Source organism: Kribbella sp. NPDC058693 (genome assembly GCF_042715335.1).
Taxonomy (GTDB): Bacteria; Actinomycetota; Actinomycetes; order Propionibacteriales; family Kribbellaceae; genus Kribbella; species Kribbella jiaozuonensis.
Genome location: NZ_JBHXSQ010000001.1, coordinates 1,040,003 through 1,055,644, shown reverse-complemented (window position 1 = coordinate 1,055,644; position 15,642 = coordinate 1,040,003). Strand labels below are relative to the sequence as shown.

Annotated in this window: 19 protein-coding genes; 11 read left to right on the top strand and 8 right to left on the bottom strand. The window is 67.4% G+C overall.

Translation table 11 applies throughout. The features are described from left to right. Window positions 1-46: 46 nt before the first annotated feature. Together ACFWUU_RS05010 and ACFWUU_RS05005 are read right to left on the bottom strand one after the other, a co-directional pair. Window positions 47-664, bottom strand: coding sequence for an SRPBCC family protein (locus ACFWUU_RS05010; protein WP_380172804.1), 618 nt, complete (start codon window positions 662-664; stop codon window positions 47-49). Between the two features lie 81 nt (window positions 665-745). Then, window positions 746-1,240: a single-stranded DNA-binding protein gene (locus tag ACFWUU_RS05005; protein WP_380172802.1), complete on the bottom strand. Its 495-nt coding sequence runs from the start codon at window positions 1,238-1,240 to the stop codon at window positions 746-748. 113 nt (window positions 1,241-1,353) lie between these two features. On the opposite strand from ACFWUU_RS05005, the gene ettA reads away from it, so the two are divergent. The 4 genes from ettA (at window position 1,354) to ACFWUU_RS04985 (ending at window position 4,569) form a co-directional block, all read left to right on the top strand. Beyond that, window positions 1,354-3,036: an energy-dependent translational throttle protein EttA gene (gene ettA, locus ACFWUU_RS05000; protein WP_137253573.1), complete on the top strand. Its 1,683-nt coding sequence runs from the start codon at window positions 1,354-1,356 to the stop codon at window positions 3,034-3,036. 104 nt (window positions 3,037-3,140) lie between these two features. Next, the gene (locus ACFWUU_RS04995; RefSeq protein WP_134096904.1) at window positions 3,141-3,479 is read left to right on the top strand and encodes a helix-turn-helix transcriptional regulator; all 339 of its coding nucleotides are present in this window, start codon (window positions 3,141-3,143) and stop codon (window positions 3,477-3,479) included. Then, entirely contained in the window at window positions 3,476-3,952 is a 477-nt protein-coding gene (locus ACFWUU_RS04990) for an SRPBCC domain-containing protein (RefSeq protein ID WP_380172800.1), read from the top strand. The genes ACFWUU_RS04995 and ACFWUU_RS04990 overlap by 4 nt, the downstream gene beginning before the upstream one ends. Continuing rightward, window positions 3,949-4,569 (top strand): dihydrofolate reductase family protein, encoded by a 621-nt coding sequence (locus tag ACFWUU_RS04985; RefSeq protein ID WP_380172798.1) that lies wholly within the window; start codon window positions 3,949-3,951, stop codon window positions 4,567-4,569. Before ACFWUU_RS04990 ends, ACFWUU_RS04985 begins: the two co-directional genes overlap by 4 nt. On the opposite strand, the gene ACFWUU_RS04980 is transcribed toward ACFWUU_RS04985, so the two are convergent. Then, complete coding sequence (locus ACFWUU_RS04980; protein WP_380172796.1) at window positions 4,553-5,425, bottom strand: aminoglycoside phosphotransferase family protein; 873 nt, start codon at window positions 5,423-5,425, stop codon at window positions 4,553-4,555. The genes ACFWUU_RS04985 and ACFWUU_RS04980 overlap by 17 nt on opposite strands. A gap of 40 nt (window positions 5,426-5,465) precedes the next feature. Then, the gene (locus ACFWUU_RS04975; protein ID WP_202877598.1) at window positions 5,466-5,912 is read right to left on the bottom strand and encodes a MarR family winged helix-turn-helix transcriptional regulator; all 447 of its coding nucleotides are present in this window, start codon (window positions 5,910-5,912) and stop codon (window positions 5,466-5,468) included. Between the two features lie 83 nt (window positions 5,913-5,995). On the opposite strand from ACFWUU_RS04975, the gene ACFWUU_RS04970 reads away from it, so the two are divergent. Next, complete coding sequence (locus ACFWUU_RS04970) at window positions 5,996-7,345, top strand: FAD-dependent oxidoreductase (RefSeq protein ID WP_380172794.1); 1,350 nt, start codon at window positions 5,996-5,998, stop codon at window positions 7,343-7,345. Here the strand turns inward: ACFWUU_RS04970 and ACFWUU_RS04965 are convergent. Beyond that, on the bottom strand, window positions 7,342-7,800 hold the full coding sequence (locus ACFWUU_RS04965) for a MarR family winged helix-turn-helix transcriptional regulator (RefSeq protein ID WP_380174270.1): 459 nt from the start codon (window positions 7,798-7,800) through the stop codon (window positions 7,342-7,344). The genes ACFWUU_RS04970 and ACFWUU_RS04965 overlap by 4 nt on opposite strands. A 143-nt stretch (window positions 7,801-7,943) precedes the next feature. Here ACFWUU_RS04965 and ACFWUU_RS04960 point away from each other — a divergent pair, with 143 nt between their 5' ends. Further along, entirely contained in the window at window positions 7,944-8,513 is a 570-nt protein-coding gene (locus tag ACFWUU_RS04960) for a YceI family protein (RefSeq protein ID WP_137253577.1), read from the top strand. Window positions 8,514-8,558: 45 nt separating this feature from the next. Here the strand turns inward: ACFWUU_RS04960 and ACFWUU_RS04955 are convergent, their stop codons facing one another. Beyond that, complete coding sequence (locus tag ACFWUU_RS04955; protein ID WP_380172792.1) at window positions 8,559-9,158, bottom strand: TetR/AcrR family transcriptional regulator; 600 nt, start codon at window positions 9,156-9,158, stop codon at window positions 8,559-8,561. A 73-nt stretch (window positions 9,159-9,231) separates the two neighbouring features. Between ACFWUU_RS04955 and ACFWUU_RS04950 the strand changes: the two genes are divergently transcribed. From ACFWUU_RS04950 to ACFWUU_RS04940, 3 genes are read left to right on the top strand one after another with little or no spacing between them, the layout of a single operon-like run. Next, window positions 9,232-10,377: an acyl-CoA dehydrogenase family protein gene (locus tag ACFWUU_RS04950; protein WP_137253579.1), complete on the top strand. Its 1,146-nt coding sequence runs from the start codon at window positions 9,232-9,234 to the stop codon at window positions 10,375-10,377. A gap of 15 nt (window positions 10,378-10,392) precedes the next feature. Continuing rightward, a complete protein-coding gene (locus ACFWUU_RS04945) occupies window positions 10,393-11,613 on the top strand; it encodes an acetyl-CoA C-acetyltransferase (protein ID WP_380172790.1) in 1,221 nt (406 codons plus the stop codon). Beyond that, window positions 11,613-12,365, top strand: a complete 753-nt coding sequence (locus ACFWUU_RS04940; RefSeq protein ID WP_137253581.1) for an SDR family oxidoreductase — start codon at window positions 11,613-11,615, stop codon at window positions 12,363-12,365. Before ACFWUU_RS04945 ends, ACFWUU_RS04940 begins: the two co-directional genes overlap by 1 nt. Here ACFWUU_RS04940 and ACFWUU_RS04935 read toward each other — a convergent pair. Beyond that, window positions 12,362-12,931, bottom strand: a complete 570-nt coding sequence (locus ACFWUU_RS04935; protein ID WP_380172788.1) for a TIGR03086 family metal-binding protein — start codon at window positions 12,929-12,931, stop codon at window positions 12,362-12,364. The genes ACFWUU_RS04940 and ACFWUU_RS04935 overlap by 4 nt on opposite strands. Before the next feature lie 53 nt (window positions 12,932-12,984). Here ACFWUU_RS04935 and ACFWUU_RS04930 point away from each other — a divergent pair, with 53 nt between their 5' ends. Next, window positions 12,985-13,956: a helix-turn-helix transcriptional regulator gene (locus ACFWUU_RS04930; protein WP_380172786.1), complete on the top strand. Its 972-nt coding sequence runs from the start codon at window positions 12,985-12,987 to the stop codon at window positions 13,954-13,956. Here ACFWUU_RS04930 and ACFWUU_RS04925 read toward each other — a convergent pair. Then, a complete protein-coding gene (locus ACFWUU_RS04925) occupies window positions 13,947-14,483 on the bottom strand; it encodes a hypothetical protein (protein ID WP_380172784.1) in 537 nt (178 codons plus the stop codon). The two genes, ACFWUU_RS04930 and ACFWUU_RS04925, sit on opposite strands and share 10 nt — an antisense overlap. 248 nt (window positions 14,484-14,731) lie before the next feature. Between ACFWUU_RS04925 and ACFWUU_RS04920 the strand changes: the two genes are divergently transcribed. After that, entirely contained in the window at window positions 14,732-15,640 is a 909-nt protein-coding gene (locus ACFWUU_RS04920; RefSeq protein WP_380172782.1) for a GNAT family N-acetyltransferase, read from the top strand. The last annotated feature ends 2 nt before the right edge of the window (window positions 15,641-15,642 follow it).

Here is a 15,642-nt window from a genome sequence, read left to right as displayed (position 1 = left end):
CGGGGCACGCGCAAGAGTTTGCGCGCGCCACGGCGGACAGCAGCGGTCAGAGCTCTGCGTCGGGGGCGTACTGGGACATCGAGATCTTGGCCGCGGAGGTCAGGTCTTCCTCCGTCGTCGTGCCGGAGGCGCGGATCGCTTCGATCCAGGCCCGGACCGACTGCTCGTTGTAGCTGATCACCTCGGCGGAGTTGGCCATCTCGGCCGGATCGGTGTCCTCCGGGAGCTCGCCTGTGACGTAGAGCCCGAGGCCGAGCAGACCGCCGTCCCAGCCCGGACCGACCCAGAGCGCGCCCGCGCCGCCGGGCGCCGGAGCTTCGCTCATCGAGTGCTCGAGCTCCAGCTCGGTCGAGGCGTCCGCTCCGGGCAGCAACCGGAGCTCGAGGAGACTGTTGGGACCACCAAAGGTCACCTTGAATCGCTTGGGCGGCTCGCACTCCAGGATCTCGCCGCCGGCGTTGCCCTCCAGCTGGAAGGTGCCACCGACCTCGAGGTTGCCGGAGACGGGCATGAACCAGCGCTTCATCCGGTCGGGGTCCGTGAGGGCGTCCCACACCTCCGCCGGCTCGGCCTGGTACGAGCGGCGCATCAGCACCGTCACGGTCTCGCCGGTGCGGCTGACCTCGCGTTGGACCGCATTGATGTGCTCGAGGATGTCGATCACAGGTGATTCCCTCTCCTGCTCGGCTGCTGGGATGGACCTCAGAATGCCGGGCGGCGCTTATATAAGTCAAGGGTGAGATAATCATGCCGCCTCCGCCGACAAGGGGAGCGGTGTGACCGGGTACTCGTCGGCGGGGTAGGGCGTCGCGGTGGTCTCGGTCGGCGTGGGGTGTGGAGCGAGCGCGGGGCTGTCGAACGCGGCCTCGGCGCGAGGGGCGTTCTTGGTGAAGGTCGCGGTACCTCGGCTGAGGTCGTGGCCGACGGAGAACGCTTCGAGGATCACCTTGCTGACCTGCTCGCCCGTGTCGTTGGTCCACTCGTGCGTGCGAAGCCGGCCGGTGACGATGACGGGCTGGCCGGTGCGGATCGATTCGAATGCGTTCTGCGCCAGGATTCGCCAGCAGTCCACTGTGAACCAGGTCGTCGGTTTGTCGACGAACCGCTGGCTGGTCCGGTCGAACTGGCGTGGGGTCGAGCCGACCCGGAAGGTGGCGTGCGGTTGCTGCCCGACCTCCTTGAAGTCGGGGTCGCTGCCGACCCAGCCCTGAACTGTCACGTATGTGTCGCCGACGCTCATCGCGTTGCCGTCCCTTCGGTGCGGGTTGCCTTGTCGGCAGAGAAGATGCACTGTTCGCGGCTTGGTGAGACGCCCGAATTCGTGCCTGTGGAGAAAGCACATAGGCTCTACGTATGGCGGAATTCATCTACACGCTTCGCAACGTCCGGAAGGCGCACGGTGACAAGGTCGTTCTCGACAACGTCACCTTGAACTTCCTCACCGGCGCGAAGATCGGCGTGGTCGGGCCCAACGGCACCGGTAAGTCCTCGCTGTTCAAGATCATGGCGGGGCTCGACCAGCCCTCCAACGGCGAGGCGCGGCTGGCGGAAGGGGCGACGGTCGGGATCCTGCTGCAGGAGCCGCCGTTGACCGAGGGCAAGACCGTGCTGGAGAACGTGCAGGAAGGGGTCGGCGACACCAAGCAGAAACTCGATCGTTTCAACGAGATCTCTGCCGAGCTGGCCGACCCGGACGCCGACTACGACACGCTGCTGGCCGAGATGGGTGACCTGCAGACCGAGCTCGACCACCGCAACGCCTGGGACATCGACGCCCAGCTGGAGCAGGCGATGGACGCACTGCGTTGCCCGCCGCCGGACGCGATCGTCGACAAGCTCTCCGGTGGCGAGCGTCGCCGGGTCGCGCTCTGCAAGCTCCTGCTGCAGCAGCCCGATCTCCTCCTGCTTGACGAGCCCACCAACCACCTGGACGCCGAGTCCGTGCAGTGGCTGGAGCAGCACCTGCAGAAGTACCCGGGCGCCGTCATGGCGATCACCCACGACCGGTACTTCCTGGACAACGTCGCCGAGTGGATCCTCGAGCTCGACCGCGGCCGGACGTACGGCTACGAGGGCAACTACTCGAAGTACCTGGAGACCAAGAAGGCGCGGCTGGTCGTCGAGGGGCAGAAGGACGCGAAGCGGCAGAAGATCCTGGAGCGCGAGCTCGACTGGGTCCGGTCCAACGCGAAGGGCCGGCAGTCCAAGAGCAAGGCGCGTCTGCAGCGGTACGAGGAGCTGGCGGCCGAGGCCGAGCGCGCCAAGAAGCTGGACATCGACGAGATCAACATCCCGCCGGGTCCGCGCCTGGGCAGCACGGTGCTCGAGGTCAGCAAGCTGGAGAAGGGCTTCGGCGACCGCAAGCTGATCGACGGCCTGAGCTTCAGCCTCCCGCGCGCCGGCATCGTCGGCATCGTCGGTCCGAACGGCGTCGGCAAGTCGACGCTGTTCCGGATGATCGTCGGCGAGGAGCAGCCGGACGCCGGCAGTCTGAAGCTGGGCGAAACGGTCAAGATCTCGTACGTCGACCAGTCGCGCGGCGGTCTGGATCCGAAGAAGACCGTCTGGCAGCAGGTGTCCGACGAGCTCGACTTCATCAAGGTCGCGCACTTCGAGATGCCGAGCCGCGCGTACGTCGCGTCGTTCGGCTTCAAGGGCCCGGACCAGCAGAAGCCCACCGGCGTACTGTCCGGCGGTGAGCGCAACCGGCTGAACCTGGCGCTGACGCTGAAGATGGGCGGCAACCTGCTGCTGCTCGACGAGCCGACCAACGACCTGGACGTCGAGACCCTGCAGTCGCTGGAGGATGCGCTGCTGGAGTTCCCGGGCTGTGCGGTGGTCGTGTCCCACGACCGTTGGTTCCTGGACCGTGTGGCGACCCACATCCTCGCCTGGGAAGGCACCGACGAGGACCCGGCCAAGTGGTTCTGGTTCGAGGGCAACTTCGCGTCGTACGAGGCGAACAAGGTCGAGCGGCTCGGCCCGGAGGCGGCTCGTCCGCACCGCGTCACCCACCGCAAGCTCACCCGCGACTGAGCAAGCTGTCGAAGGACCCCGCTTCCGGATCGGAGGCGGGGTCCTTCGTGCTTCCTGATAGTTAGCCCTTGCGCTAAGTATCGGCAGGAGCAATACTTAGCCTCATGGCACAGTATTCGGCTGACGTGGACGGTGTGTTCGTCGCGCTCGCTGATCCGACCCGGCGCAGTGTGATCCGGCGGCTCGGGCGCGGGCCGACCAGCGTGGGCGAGCTCGCGGCCGACTTCCCGATCACGCTGCCGTCGTTCATGAAGCACGTCCGGACGCTCGAGTCGAACGGGCTGATCCGCACGGTCAAGGTCGGCCGGGTGCGCACCTGCGTGCTGAATCGCGAGCGGCTGGCGCTGGTCGACGACTGGCTCGCCGAACAGCGCCGGATCTGGACGGACCGCACCGATCGGCTGGAACGCCTCGTCACCGAATCCCAGGAGGAAGAGTCATGATTGATCCCGAGCTTGATCTCACCGTCGAGCGCGTGATCCGGGCGCCGCGGGCGACCGTCTGGAACGCCTGGACCGATCCGGCGAAGTTCGCGCGCTGGTGGGTGCCGGAGCCGGCGGTGTGCCGGGTCGAGCGGCTCGAGGTTCGTCCTGGCGGCGCGATGGTGACGCAGCTCAGCGAGGACGGGGCGCAGTTCGTACCGCATCTCGACGCGAGTTTCCTGGTGGTCGAGGAGATCGAGCGGCTGGTGTTCACGAATGCCATCGACAGCAGGTGGCGTCCGGCCAGCCCTGAACCGTTCCTGATGACGGCCGAGGTGACGCTCGCGGAGCATCCGGAGGGCACGGACTACCGGATCATCGTGCGCCACGGTACGTCGGCTGCCCGCGCTCAGCATGAGGCGCTGGGATTCGCCGACGGGTGGGGCACGGTCACGAAGCAGCTGGCAGCGCTGGCCGAGAGGGAGAACCGATGAAGCTCGTACTGACGGAGTTCGTGACGCTCGACGGGGTGAGCCAGGGGCCGGGTTCGCCGACCGAGGACACGAGCGACGGGTTCACGCGTGGCGGATGGTTGGTGCCGTTCATCGACGAGGCGTTCGTGAAGCAGACGTCCGACTGGCTGCAGCGAGCCGACGGGTTGTTGCTGGGCCGCCGAACCTATGAGGCGTTTGCCCGGGACTGGCCGCAGATCACCGACCCCGACGATCCGTTCACCGAGCGGATGAACTCGCTGCCGAAGTACGTCGTCAGCCGGACGATCAGTGAAGGTGATTGGCAGCCGACGACTGTGCTGAGTTCTTTCGAAGGTGTTGAAGAGCTGAAGGCGCGGCCCGGTGGTGAGTTGCAGATGCACGGGAGTGCCCGGCTGGGGAGTGCGCTACTGGGGGCCGGGCTGGTGGATCTCGTACGACTGGTGGTTGCGCCGACGGTCATCGGAGACGGCAGACGGCTGTTCGAGCAGCCGGGCGGCACTGCGGGTCTGAAGTTGGCGAAGCACGAGGCGACGCCGAGCGGACTCATGTTGCTCGAGTACGAGACCGTCGGCGTCGCGCCGGTGGGGGAGTACGAAGGCGTCAGCGCGTTTGTGTGACGTAGTCGTCCAGGACGGTCTGCACGACCGGGAGGTCTGAGGTGATCAGCGCCTTCCACAGCGCCCAGCCGCGGGCTCGTGCCCACATTCCCGCGTCCTGGGCGACCGCCGACCGGAAGGCCTCGCGGGACGGGCCGGAGAAGAACGTGTAGGCGATCACCAGATCACAGGCCGGATCGCCGACGCCCGATGTACCGAAGTCGATGACGGCGGTCAGCCGGCCCTCCTGCACCAACAGGTTTCCGTAAGCGATATCGCCGTGGAACCACACCGGCGGCCGGTCCCAGGTGGACGCCAGGGCGGCATCCCACACCTCACCCGCGAGGTCTGCGTCGATGCGATCCTTCAGTACGGCGAGCGCCTCGACCGTCTCGTCGTGGTAGTGCTGCAGGGAGGCGCCGCGATAGAAGCTGTGCTCGCCGGCGAGCGGTCCGCCGGTCGCATCGATGCCCTGCAGTGCGTGGATGAACTCCGCGATCGCCTCCGCGAAGGCCGGCAGATCGGTCACCGTCTCAGCCGACGCCGTCCGCCCGTCGATCCAGCGCCGGATCGCCCACGGATGCGGATACCCCTCACCCGGAGCTCCCTTGGCGATCGCGGTCGGGATCTCCACAGGCAGGTACGGCGCGAGCACCGGCAACCACTGATGCTCCTTGTCGACGGCCGGCACGTACGCCGGACCCGTTGGCAGGCGCGCGGTCAGATCGGTGCCCAGCCGGTACGTCCGGTTGTCCCAGCCGTCGACCTTGACCGGCGTCACCGGCAGGTCGGCCCATTGCGGGAACTGCTGCGCGATCAGTCGCCGTACCAGGTTCGCGTCGATGCCGGCCCGGCCGTCTTCGTGAATATCCGTCACGGCGCAAGCGTCCCGAAACGCGCGAGCGGTCTCAAAGTCTTTAGCTCGGGGCTACAGCGTTGTCGATCGAGTCGGCGAGGAACCGCGAGATCACCTCGAGTTCGTCGACGGTCCGGGTCGCCAGGACCTCCTGCATGCGCGCGCCCTGTTCGGCGTACAGCGGGACGAGTTTCTCCTGGATCGTCTCCAGCTTCGGCGTGACGACGACCTTGCGCCGGTCGCCCGGATCGGCCTGGCGGGTGACGAAGCCGTGCGACTCGAGCCGGTCGATGACGCCGGTGATCGTCCCGGACGTCAGACCGGTGTGTTCGGCGAGTTGGCGTGGCGTGAGCGGTCCGTACGTCTGCAGCAGCGTCATGAACTGCGAGTCGCTGGCGCCCAGGCCCACCTTCGCCGACACCGCGTGGTTGTACAGAACCGCGCCGGCGATGAAACGGATCATCCGCTCCTGGATCTGGCCGGCGAGCTCTTCACGAGTACTGGTCATGGTCCGCCTCAGCATAGGGCTTGCATTTCTCTCGGATCTCCAAGATACTCGTATCATCAAGATACTTGAAGGGACGAGAGAAAATGAAGGTATTGGTGATCGGCGGCGGGACCGGCGGCCTGGCGCTGGCGCACGGCCTGAAGCGGGCCGGGATCGGCGTGACCGTGTTCGAGCGGGACGCGCTCCGGACCGACGGCCTGCACGGGTACCGGGTCGGGATCGACCCGGACGGCAGTCGCGCGCTGCATGCGCTGCTGCCGAAGGAGCTGTACGACACCTTCGTGGCCACGAAGGCGCGCGACCCGAAGTACTTCAACATGCTCACCGAGGACCTCAAGGAGGTCCTGTCGATGGAGATCCCGGCGTCGACGGACCCGGTCGAGAGCGAGAAGTCGATCAGCCGGATGACGCTGCGCCAGGTGCTGCTGACTGGGCTGGACGATGTCGTCGAGTTCGGCAAGGAGTTCACCCGCTTCGAGCAGCACGGCGACCAGGTCACGGCGTACTTCGCCGACGGCACGAGCGCCACCGGCGACCTGCTCGTTGCCGCTGACGGTTCAGGATCGCGGGTACGGCGTCAGTACCTGCCGCAGGCGAAGACCGAGGAGACCGGGATCATCGCGATCGCGGGCAAGCTGCCGATCACCGCGGAGAGCGCCAAGCTGGTGTCGCCGAAGGTCTTCGAGGGCATCTCGATCGTCACCGCGCCGCGCGGCTTCGCCTGCATCCTGCACGTGATGGAGTTCCAGTGGGACCGCGACGGTCACGTGAAGAGCGGGATCGGCGGCAACACCGAGGAGCTCATCCGGAAGTGGCCGGGACTGCAGTTCGACAACACCCGCGACTACATCAACTGGGGCCTGTCCGCGACCAAGGACAAGCTGCCCGCGAACATCATGGAGCTGAGCGGCGAGGAGCTCGTCAAGGTCGCGCTGGATGTCACCCCGGGCTGGCATCCGAACCTGCGCCGGCTGTTCGAGCTGACCGATCCGGGCACGTGCTTCCCGGTGAACATCTGGACGTCGGTCCCGCTCGAGCCGTGGAAGACCACGAACGTGACGCTGCTGGGTGATGCGATTCACACCATGACGCCGGGCCGCGGCGTCGGTGCGAACACCGCGCTCCGCGACGCCGTGAACCTCTGCCGCGCGCTGATCGACGTACGCGATGGTCGCCGGGAGTTGATCCCGGCGGTGCAGGACTACGAGGCGAAGATGATCGAGTACGGCTTCGACGCCGTGATCAAGTCGCGTGGGCAGATGACGTCGTCCGACCCGGTGCACAAGCCCGTGATCGGCCGGGTTGCGCTGGCCGGCATGCGTACGGCGATGCGTACCGTCAACCACCTGCCGCCGGTCAAGCGCCGGATGCGCGACTCGATGCTCGCGTACCGCGGCGCCGACCGGGACGAGCTCTCCCTGGAGATCGGCTAGCGCTGGCCGATGTGCTCCGACACCGAGTCGAACACCCGGCCGACCGCGGCGAAGTCCTCGGGGCTGGCGAGGTCGACCAGGTTCTCCCGGACGCCCTCGACGTGGTACGGCGCGGCCTGCTCCAGCAGCGAGAATCCGGCCTCGGTCAGCTCGGCCCAGACGCCGCGCTTGTCGCTGGTGCACGACGTACGGCGGACCAGGTCGGCTGCCTCGAGGCGGCCGACCGTGTGGGTCAGGCGCGACCGGCTCTGGTGCAGCCGGTCGGCCAGGTCCGCCATCCGGAGCCGCCGGTCGGGGGACTCCGACAGCCGGACCAGGATCTCGTAGTCGTTGATGCCGAGACCGAATCGGCGCAGGTCGTCGTCCAGTTTGGCCATCAGGCGTGCGGTGCCCAGCAGGTACGCACGCCACGCCACCTGCTGCTCGGGGCTGAGCCACCGAGTCCCAGTCTCCATCGTCGTCACGGGAACAGTGTACCGGGAATGTAGTTGACTTTTAAACCGTTACTGCCTACTGTCGTAGCCATCGGTTGAAGTTTTAACTATAGACCCGGCTGCGTCGCCCCCGACCAGTACGTACACCTTCCCGAGAGGACCCCATGAGCGACACCACCACCGGCACCCTGACCAGCACCATCCCCGGCCTGGTCGCCGGTACGTACGCCCTCGACACCGCGCACACCGAGATCGGCTTCACCGTCCGGCACCTGATGACCAAGGTCCGTGGCACCTTCCAGGAGTTCAGTGGCGAGATCACCGTCAAGGACACCATCGAGGAGTCCGGCGCGAACGTCTCCATCGAGCTCGGTTCCGTGCACACCCGGAACGAGCAGCGCGACGGGCACCTGAAGTCCGGCGACTTCTTCGACGCCGAGAACAGCCCGAAGATGACCTTCGTCAGCACCGCGATCAAGCCCGAGGGTGACGACTACATCCTCGCCGGCGAGCTGACCATCAAGAACGTCACCAAGCCGGTCGAGCTCGGCGTCGAGTTCCTCGGCGTCGACCAGAACGCCTACGGCCAGACCATCATCGGCTTCGAGGCCTCCACCTCGATCAGCCGCAAGGAGTGGGGCATCGACTTCAACGTCCCGCTCGAGGGTGGCAAGCTGCTGATCGGCGACAAGGTGGACATCCACCTCGACGTCCAGGCTGCTCTGCAGGCCTGACGCACCACGACTCAAGCCCCGCATCCAGGTGGATGCGGGGCTTCGTCATGCCTGGACCATCCGGTGGGCGAGGTCGGCGTACAGCTTGCCGAGCGCCTCGGGGTCACCGCGGTGCGGTGTGTACCAGCGAGCCACGTCGATGGAGAGCGACAGTACGGCGAGGGTCGTGCCGGGTACGTCGCTCACGGCGAAGTCGCCGGCTGCCATGCCGTCGGTGAGGACCTGTTCGATCTGCTGGGAGATGGCGCGGCGGATCGTCGCGACCTCGGCGAGGTGTTCGGGGGAGAGAGCGGCCAGTTCGTACTGGACCACGCGGGCGATCGTGTGGTGCTCGGCGTGCCAGGCCGTGAAGGCGGAGACCAGAGAGCGGAGCCGGTCCGCGGGGGTCGGGCCGGCGTCGGCGGAGCGCAGTACCTCCAGCGCCGCGTTGTGGCCGTACAGGCTGATCTCGAACAGCAGGCGTTCCTTGGATGGGTAGTGCACGTACAGCGCGGCCGGACTCATCCCGGCGCGGGACGCGATGTCGCGGGTCGTCGTGGCCTGGTAGCCGCGCTCGGCGAAGGCATCGACGGCGCCGGTCAGCAGCCGGCGCGCGGCGGCCGGCTGGACATGCTCCCAGACCAGGGGACTCGTGACTGCGGACACGTTGACACCTTGCACCAAACGCGTGAAGCTAAGCAAGCGCTTAGCCACTGATCTCAGATTTCGGGGAGGCCGCATGGATCGCGTCATCTTCAACGAGGACCACCACGCATTCCGGGCCAGTGCGAAGGAGTACTGCGACCGCTCGCTGGTGCCGCGGATGGAGCAGTTCCTCGAAGAGAAGACGATCGATCGCGCCGCCTGGCTGGAGGCCGGTAAGCAGGGCTTCCTCGGGCTCGACGTGCCGGAGGAGTACGGCGGTTCGAGCGTCGGCGACTACCGCTTCAACCAGGTCTTCGCCGAGGAGGTCTCGAAGGTCTCCGCGTCGCTGTCGAGCTGCTTCGGCATCCACTACGACTGCGCCGCGCCGTACTTCGTCGACCTCGGCACCGAGGAGCAGAAGCAGCGCTGGCTGCCCAAGTTCTGCTCCGGTGAGTACGTCGCCGCGATCGGCATGACCGAGCCGTCGGGCGGCTCCGACCTCGCCGCGCTGAAGACGACCGCGAAGAAGGCCGACGGCGGCTGGGTGCTGAATGGCTCGAAGACCTTCATCACGAACGGCGACATGGCCGACCTGGTGATCGTCGCGGCCCGCACCAACCCGGAGAAGGGCGCGAAGGGCATCACGCTGTTCGTGGTCGAGGAGGGCATGGAGGGCTTCGCCCGCGGCCGTAAGCTCGACAAGGTCGGCCAGACCGAGTCGGGTACGTCGGAACTGTTCTTCGAGGACCTGTTCATCAGCGACGACAACGTACTCGGCGAACTCGACCGCGGCTTCATCCACATGATGGAGCGGCTGGCCCAGGAGCGGATCGGCGCCGCGGTGTCGAACATCGCGCACGCGACCCAGATCCTCGACGAGACGATCGAGTACGTGAAGCAGCGCAAGGCCTTCGGCCAGTCCGTCGGCTCGTTCCAGTACAACAAGTTCCTGATCGCCGAGCTGGTCACCAAGGTCGAGGTCACGCAGGCGTACGTCGACAACGGCGTGGTCGCGCACGACGAAGACCGGCTGACCGCGGTGGACGCCGCGAAGACCAAGTGGTGGAGCGCCCACGTGCAGAACGAGGTACTGGATGCGTGCGTCCAGCTGCACGGCGGCTACGGGTACATGAACGAGTACCGGGTGGCCCGTGCCTGGCGGGACGCGCGCGTCACCAAGATCTGGGCCGGGTCGAACGAGATCATGAAGGAACTCATCGGCCGCGACCTCGGCCTGTAGGAAGGACGACCGGAAATGCCTGAAGCAGTCATCGTGTCGACGGCGCGCTCGCCGATCGGTCGCGCGTACAAGGGGTCGCTGACCACGATCCGGCCGGATGATCTCGCCGTACAGATGATCAAGGCGGCGGTCGACAAGGTCGGGCTGACCGGGGACCAGATCGAGGATCTCGCGCTCGGTTGCGCGGAGCCGCACGACGAGCACGGCGGCAACATGGCCCGCCGGGTCGCGGTGCAGCTCGGCTGGGACAACACGCCGGCGACCACGGTGAACCGATTCTGCGCGTCGTCGACGCAGACCGCGCGGATGGCCTTCCACGCGATCAAGTCCGGTGAGGGCGACATCTTCGTCAGCGCCGGCGTCGAGTGCGTGTCGCGGTACAAGAACTTCGGCTCGGCCGGGGTCGGCGACCCGAGCTCGTTCGACCAGGTCTTCACCGACGCGGTCGCGCGGACCGAGAAGTACGCCGAGACCAACGACACCTGGCACGACCCGCGCGAGGACGGGCAGATCCCGGACATCTACATCGCGATGGGGCAGACCGCGGAGAACGTCGCGACGCTGCGCGGGATCACCCGGGCCGAGCAGGACGTGTTCGGCGTACGGTCACAGAACCTGGCCGAGAAGGCGATCGGCAACGGGTTCTTCGAACGCGAGATCGTCCCGGTGACGCTGCCGGACGGGACTGTCGTGAGCAAGGACGACGGCCCGCGGGCGGGGACCACGCTCGAGGGTGTGAGTGGGCTGAAGCCGGTGTTCCGTCCCGACGGCACGGTCACGGCCGGCAACTGCTGCCCGTTGAACGACGGCGCCGCGGCGGTCGTGATCATGAGCGACACCAAGGCCCGCGAGCTCGGCCTGACTCCGTTGGCGCGGATCGTGTCGACCGGGGTGAGCGGTCTGTCGCCGGAGATCATGGGCCTGGGTCCGGTCGAGGCGTCGAAGCAGGCGCTGGCCCGGGCCGGGATGAGCATCAACGACATCGACCTGGTCGAGATCAACGAGGCGTTCGCGGTCCAGGTGATCGGTTCGGCGCGCGAGCTCGGGATCGACGAGGACAAGCTGAACGTGCACGGCGGTGCGATCGCGCTCGGCCACCCGTTCGGGTCGACCGGTGCGCGGATCATGACCACGCTGGTGAACGGTCTGCAGTTCGAGGACAAGCAGTTCGGTCTCGAGGCCATGTGCGTCGGCGGCGGTCAGGGTATGGCGGTCGTGCTCGAGCGTCTCAGCTGATGACGCTGGAGAACCGTACGGCGATCGTCACCGGAGCCTCTCGTGGGATCGGGCTGGCGGTCGCGCAGCGGCTGGTGGCCGACGGCGCGCGGGTAGTCATCACCGGCCGCACCCAGGAGACGCTCGACGAGGCCGTGAAGTTGCTTGGCGGTCGTCAGCACGCACTGGCGATCGCGGGCAACGCGGCCGATCCCGCACATCGCGGCGCGGTGGTTGCCGCGGCGGTGGCGACGTACGGGTCGGTGGATCTGCTGGTGAACAACGCCGGCATCAATCCGATCTACGGGAAGCTGCTCGACGTCGATCAGGGCGTCGCGGCCAAGATGGTCGACACCAATGTGCTGGCCGCGATCTCGTGGGTGAAGGCCTGCCGGGACGCGTGGATGCGCGCCCACGGCGGGGCCGTGGTCAACCTGTCCTCGGTGGCCGGTCTAGGCCCGTCGCCGGGCATCGGGTGGTACGGCGCGACCAAGGCGATGCTGTCCCGGATCACCCAGGAGCTGGCCGTCGAGCTGGCTCCGGAGATCCGGGTCAACGCCGTGGCTCCGGCGGTGGTCAAGACCAAGTTCGCCGGAGCGCTCTACGAAGGGCGTGAGGAGAAGGTCGCGTCGACGTACCCGCTGGGCCGGCTGGGCCAGCCGGAGGACGTCGCCTCGCTGGTGTGGTTCCTGCTGTCCGACGAGGCGTCGTGGATCACCGGCCAGACCATCACGATCGATGGCGGCCTGACGCTGAACGGCGGGATCGCCTAGGGCCGACGACCCTGCCAGCCGGCCAGCTGGTCGTACGGCGAGGCGTCGTCAGCCACTGGTACGACGGGACCGAACGGCACATGCCCGCCACGCACATCGGCCGGGACGAACTGGCGGACCATCGGCAGCACGTGTGCCGCAATGTCCTGGTCCAGCTGGTCGAGCCGACCGGTTGCCTTCGCCAGATCCCATGCGTGCGTGGCGAGTTCACCGGTGTAGGCGGCGATGGCGGCCGCGCCGGGCAACGTCCCCCACGGCAGCGTGCAGACCCGTCCTAGTACGGCGTTGTCCGCCAGAGTCTCGTCGAGCGACACCCGGCGTTCCTTCCAAGCGGCCGGTACGTCGTCGACGCCGGTCGTGACGACTGGAATCGTCAACGGATCGCCGCCGTTCAGGGCGAGGTCGATCCGCGCGCTGACGGTCAGCAGGTGCCCGAGCAGCGTGCGGACGTCGTACTCGTCGCACGGCGTCGGCAGGTCGAGGGTGTCGGGCCCGGTGGTGTCGACGAGCTGCTGCGTCTGGTCGAGGGCTCGGACGAAGAGTGGACGAGGATCGGTGTTGTTCATGGCAACAGCTTCGCGGGGTATATAAGACATCTTCTGTCGCATATTCTGAATTCGTGCGAGCAGACCGGTTGTTGCAGATCATCCTGTTGCTGCAGCGGCATGAGCGGCTGAGTGCGCGCGACCTGGCCGAGCGGCTCGAGGTGTCGACGCGCACGGTCATGCGCGACATGGAGGCGTTGTCCGCGGCCGGTGTGCCGGTGTACTCCGAGCGTGGGCGCAACGGGGGCTGTGTGCTGCTGCCGGGGTACCGGGCCGACGTCAGTGAGCTGACACCGCGGGAGGCGCAGGCGTTGTTCGCGTGGTCCGGGCGGGCCGCTCTGTCGGAGGAGCTGGGGCTGCAGGACGCATTGCACTCGGCGATGGGGAAGCTGTCCGCGACGTTGCCTGTCGAGCTGCAAGGGGACGCGGACGCGCTATCCGGTGCGATCGTGGTTGACCGGCGACGGTGGTTCGCGGACGCCGAGGACACCGGTGCATTGCCGGTACTGCGACAAGCCGTGGTCAAGCGCCGACGGGTCCGCCTGCGCTACGCATCGGCCAGTGAGGGCGTGCAACGCCGTACGGTCGATCCGTGGGGGCTCGTCGAACAGGCGGGCCGCTGGTACCTCGTGGCGGCGCATCGCGGGGCGGCGCGGATGTACCGGGTGTCGCGCGTGGAGCAGGCGGACATCCTGGAGGAGTTGGCGGATCGGCCGGAGGGGCTCGACGTACGGGCGGAGTGGGAGCGGCTGCGGTCGGGGCTGGAACGCCAGACGCCTGTCGGGGTCGACGTACTGGTCCGGGTGCGACCGGAGCGGGTCGAGATGATCCGGCGGATCGCCAGTCCGATGCTTGCGAAGGGCGAGGTGGCGCGGGACGTGCCGACGGATGACGAGTGGCCACATCTGCGGATGCACTTCCGGGTGCAGGAGGCGGCGTGTGGCGTGCTGCTCGGATTCGCCGGCGATCTGGAGGTGCTGGAGCCGGCGGACCTGCGGGCGCGGATGTTGGAGCTGGCCGAGGCGGCGGTCGCGACCTACCGCTGACGGGTCGCGACGAAGGTCTGCCGGAGGATGATGTTGCCGTCGGCATCTTCATCCTCGTTGCGCCAGTGGAAGCCAGTCTCGGTGATGCCGGTGAACTCCCACCGGGTCTTCGCGCTCTGCGACTCGAGCGTGATGGTGTCCGCGGTCGCGCGTGCGATGAACGGCATCACGAACGCTGCCTTCGGACCCATCCAGGTCGAGCGGAACGCCCGCAGTTCGGGATCGTAGATGCGCATCGATAGGCCCCACTCGCCGTCGCCGTCGCCGTCAGCGGCGCGGGCTGCGCGGCTCGGAGTGATCCAGATGTCCGCGACCGCACGCCCGTCGAGCACCCAGGCGAAATGCCATTCGCCCTTTGTCTGCCGGGTGATTGCGCCGGTCTCGTCGTACCAGGCGACGTCGAGATCCCAGCTGCCGATCAGCGGGGCGAACGGCTCGAAGGCTTCGGCGTACTCCGGCCGAGGTCCGTCGGAGACCATCAGTTCGGCGAAGGTCCGGGCCGCCGCGGCGCCATCGGTAATCTGCATGCTTGTTGTTTACGCCTGACATCTGAAAGTGGTCAAGGCGTAGATGCGGACGCCCCGCCGCCGGTGACCCCGTCGCGTGCAACCACGATGGCACTTCCGGCGGTCGGGGCGATCAGTCCGACAGCACCGCGTCACTCTAGTACGACTCCGCTACACAGCCGAATCACGAGACTCTCGCCGCTGTTGCGATCGCGTTGCTGGTTGTTAATGCATGGCGTGGGTACGGCGTGCTGGCTAGGGTCCGGGTCATGACGACGCGGGTGGTGGTCCGGCAGGCAGTAGGCGACGACGCCGAGGCGGTGGCCGCGGTACGCCGGGTGGTGTACCCCTACAAGGCGATGTCGGCGGCGGCGACCCGGCACATCATCACCGTCCAATCGCCCGGCCAGCGGTACCTGCCGCTGGTCGCGGAACGCGACGGCGAGATCATCGCCTGGGGATCGGCCGGGCTGACCGTCTGGACGAGTGAGCCGGGTGAGAGCGAGCTGACGGTGTTCGTGCATCCCGATCACCGCAAGCAGGGCATCGGTAGTCAGCTGGCCGAACGGTTGCATCAGCACCTGACCGAGGTCGGCGCCGTTCGGGTGCGGTCTTTCGTCCACCCGGACGGCCTCGAGTTCGCCCGCAACCTCGGGTACGACGGCACCCGGCAGATGCACTTCGCCGGCGTCGAGCTGACGTCGTTGCCGGAGCAGCCGGAGACGCCGGACGGGATCGAGCTGCGGTCGTTCGACGAGGTGGATCCGCGCGCGGCGTACACGGCCGACACGATCACGGCGCTGGACGAGCCGACCGATGCGCCGATGGACTCGATCGAGTACGACCGGTGGCTCGAGGAGATCTGGGACAGCCCGTCGATGGACAAGTCGCTCAGCGTCGCGGCGATGGCCGGTGACGAGGTGGCGGCGTTCACGATCGTCGAGACCGACGGCGATCGGATGTGGTCGGGTATGACCGGCACGATTCCGGCGTACCGCGGTCGGGGGTTGGCGAAGCTGGTGAAGTCCGTGGCGCTGCGGCGGGCGGCCGCGGCCGGGATCACGTCGGCGTACACGTCGAACGACGACGCGAACGGGCCGATGCTTGCCATCAACAACTGGCTCGGATACCGCCGCGTCCAGACCGAGCTGGGCCTGCTGCGCATGCTGGACAACTGACC

Excerpts from the sequence above, each read along its gene's own strand:
- ACFWUU_RS04995 (WP_134096904.1), top strand. The coding sequence starts at position 3,141 with ATGGCACAGTATTCGGCTGACGTGGACGGTGTGTTCGTCGCGCTCGCT.
- ACFWUU_RS04960 (WP_137253577.1), top strand. The coding sequence starts at position 7,944 with ATGAGCGACACCACCACCGGCACCCTGACCAGCACCATCCCCGGCCTG.
- ACFWUU_RS04945 (WP_380172790.1), top strand. The coding sequence starts at position 10,393 with ATGCCTGAAGCAGTCATCGTGTCGACGGCGCGCTCGCCGATCGGTCGC.
- ACFWUU_RS04935 (WP_380172788.1), bottom strand. The coding sequence starts at position 12,931 with ATGAACAACACCGATCCTCGTCCACTCTTCGTCCGAGCCCTCGACCAG.
- ACFWUU_RS04965 (WP_380174270.1), bottom strand. The coding sequence starts at position 7,800 with ATGGAGACTGGGACTCGGTGGCTCAGCCCCGAGCAGCAGGTGGCGTGG.
- ACFWUU_RS04940 (WP_137253581.1), top strand. The coding sequence starts at position 11,613 with ATGACGCTGGAGAACCGTACGGCGATCGTCACCGGAGCCTCTCGTGGG.
- ettA (WP_137253573.1), top strand. The coding sequence starts at position 1,354 with ATGGCGGAATTCATCTACACGCTTCGCAACGTCCGGAAGGCGCACGGT.
- ACFWUU_RS04975 (WP_202877598.1), bottom strand. The coding sequence starts at position 5,912 with ATGACCAGTACTCGTGAAGAGCTCGCCGGCCAGATCCAGGAGCGGATG.
- ACFWUU_RS04970 (WP_380172794.1), top strand. The coding sequence starts at position 5,996 with ATGAAGGTATTGGTGATCGGCGGCGGGACCGGCGGCCTGGCGCTGGCG.
- ACFWUU_RS04950 (WP_137253579.1), top strand. The coding sequence starts at position 9,232 with ATGGATCGCGTCATCTTCAACGAGGACCACCACGCATTCCGGGCCAGT.
- ACFWUU_RS04990 (WP_380172800.1), top strand. The coding sequence starts at position 3,476 with ATGATTGATCCCGAGCTTGATCTCACCGTCGAGCGCGTGATCCGGGCG.
- ACFWUU_RS04925 (WP_380172784.1), bottom strand. The coding sequence starts at position 14,483 with ATGCAGATTACCGATGGCGCCGCGGCGGCCCGGACCTTCGCCGAACTG.
- ACFWUU_RS05005 (WP_380172802.1), bottom strand. The coding sequence starts at position 1,240 with ATGAGCGTCGGCGACACATACGTGACAGTTCAGGGCTGGGTCGGCAGC.
- ACFWUU_RS04985 (WP_380172798.1), top strand. The coding sequence starts at position 3,949 with ATGAAGCTCGTACTGACGGAGTTCGTGACGCTCGACGGGGTGAGCCAG.
- ACFWUU_RS04920 (WP_380172782.1), top strand. The coding sequence starts at position 14,732 with ATGACGACGCGGGTGGTGGTCCGGCAGGCAGTAGGCGACGACGCCGAG.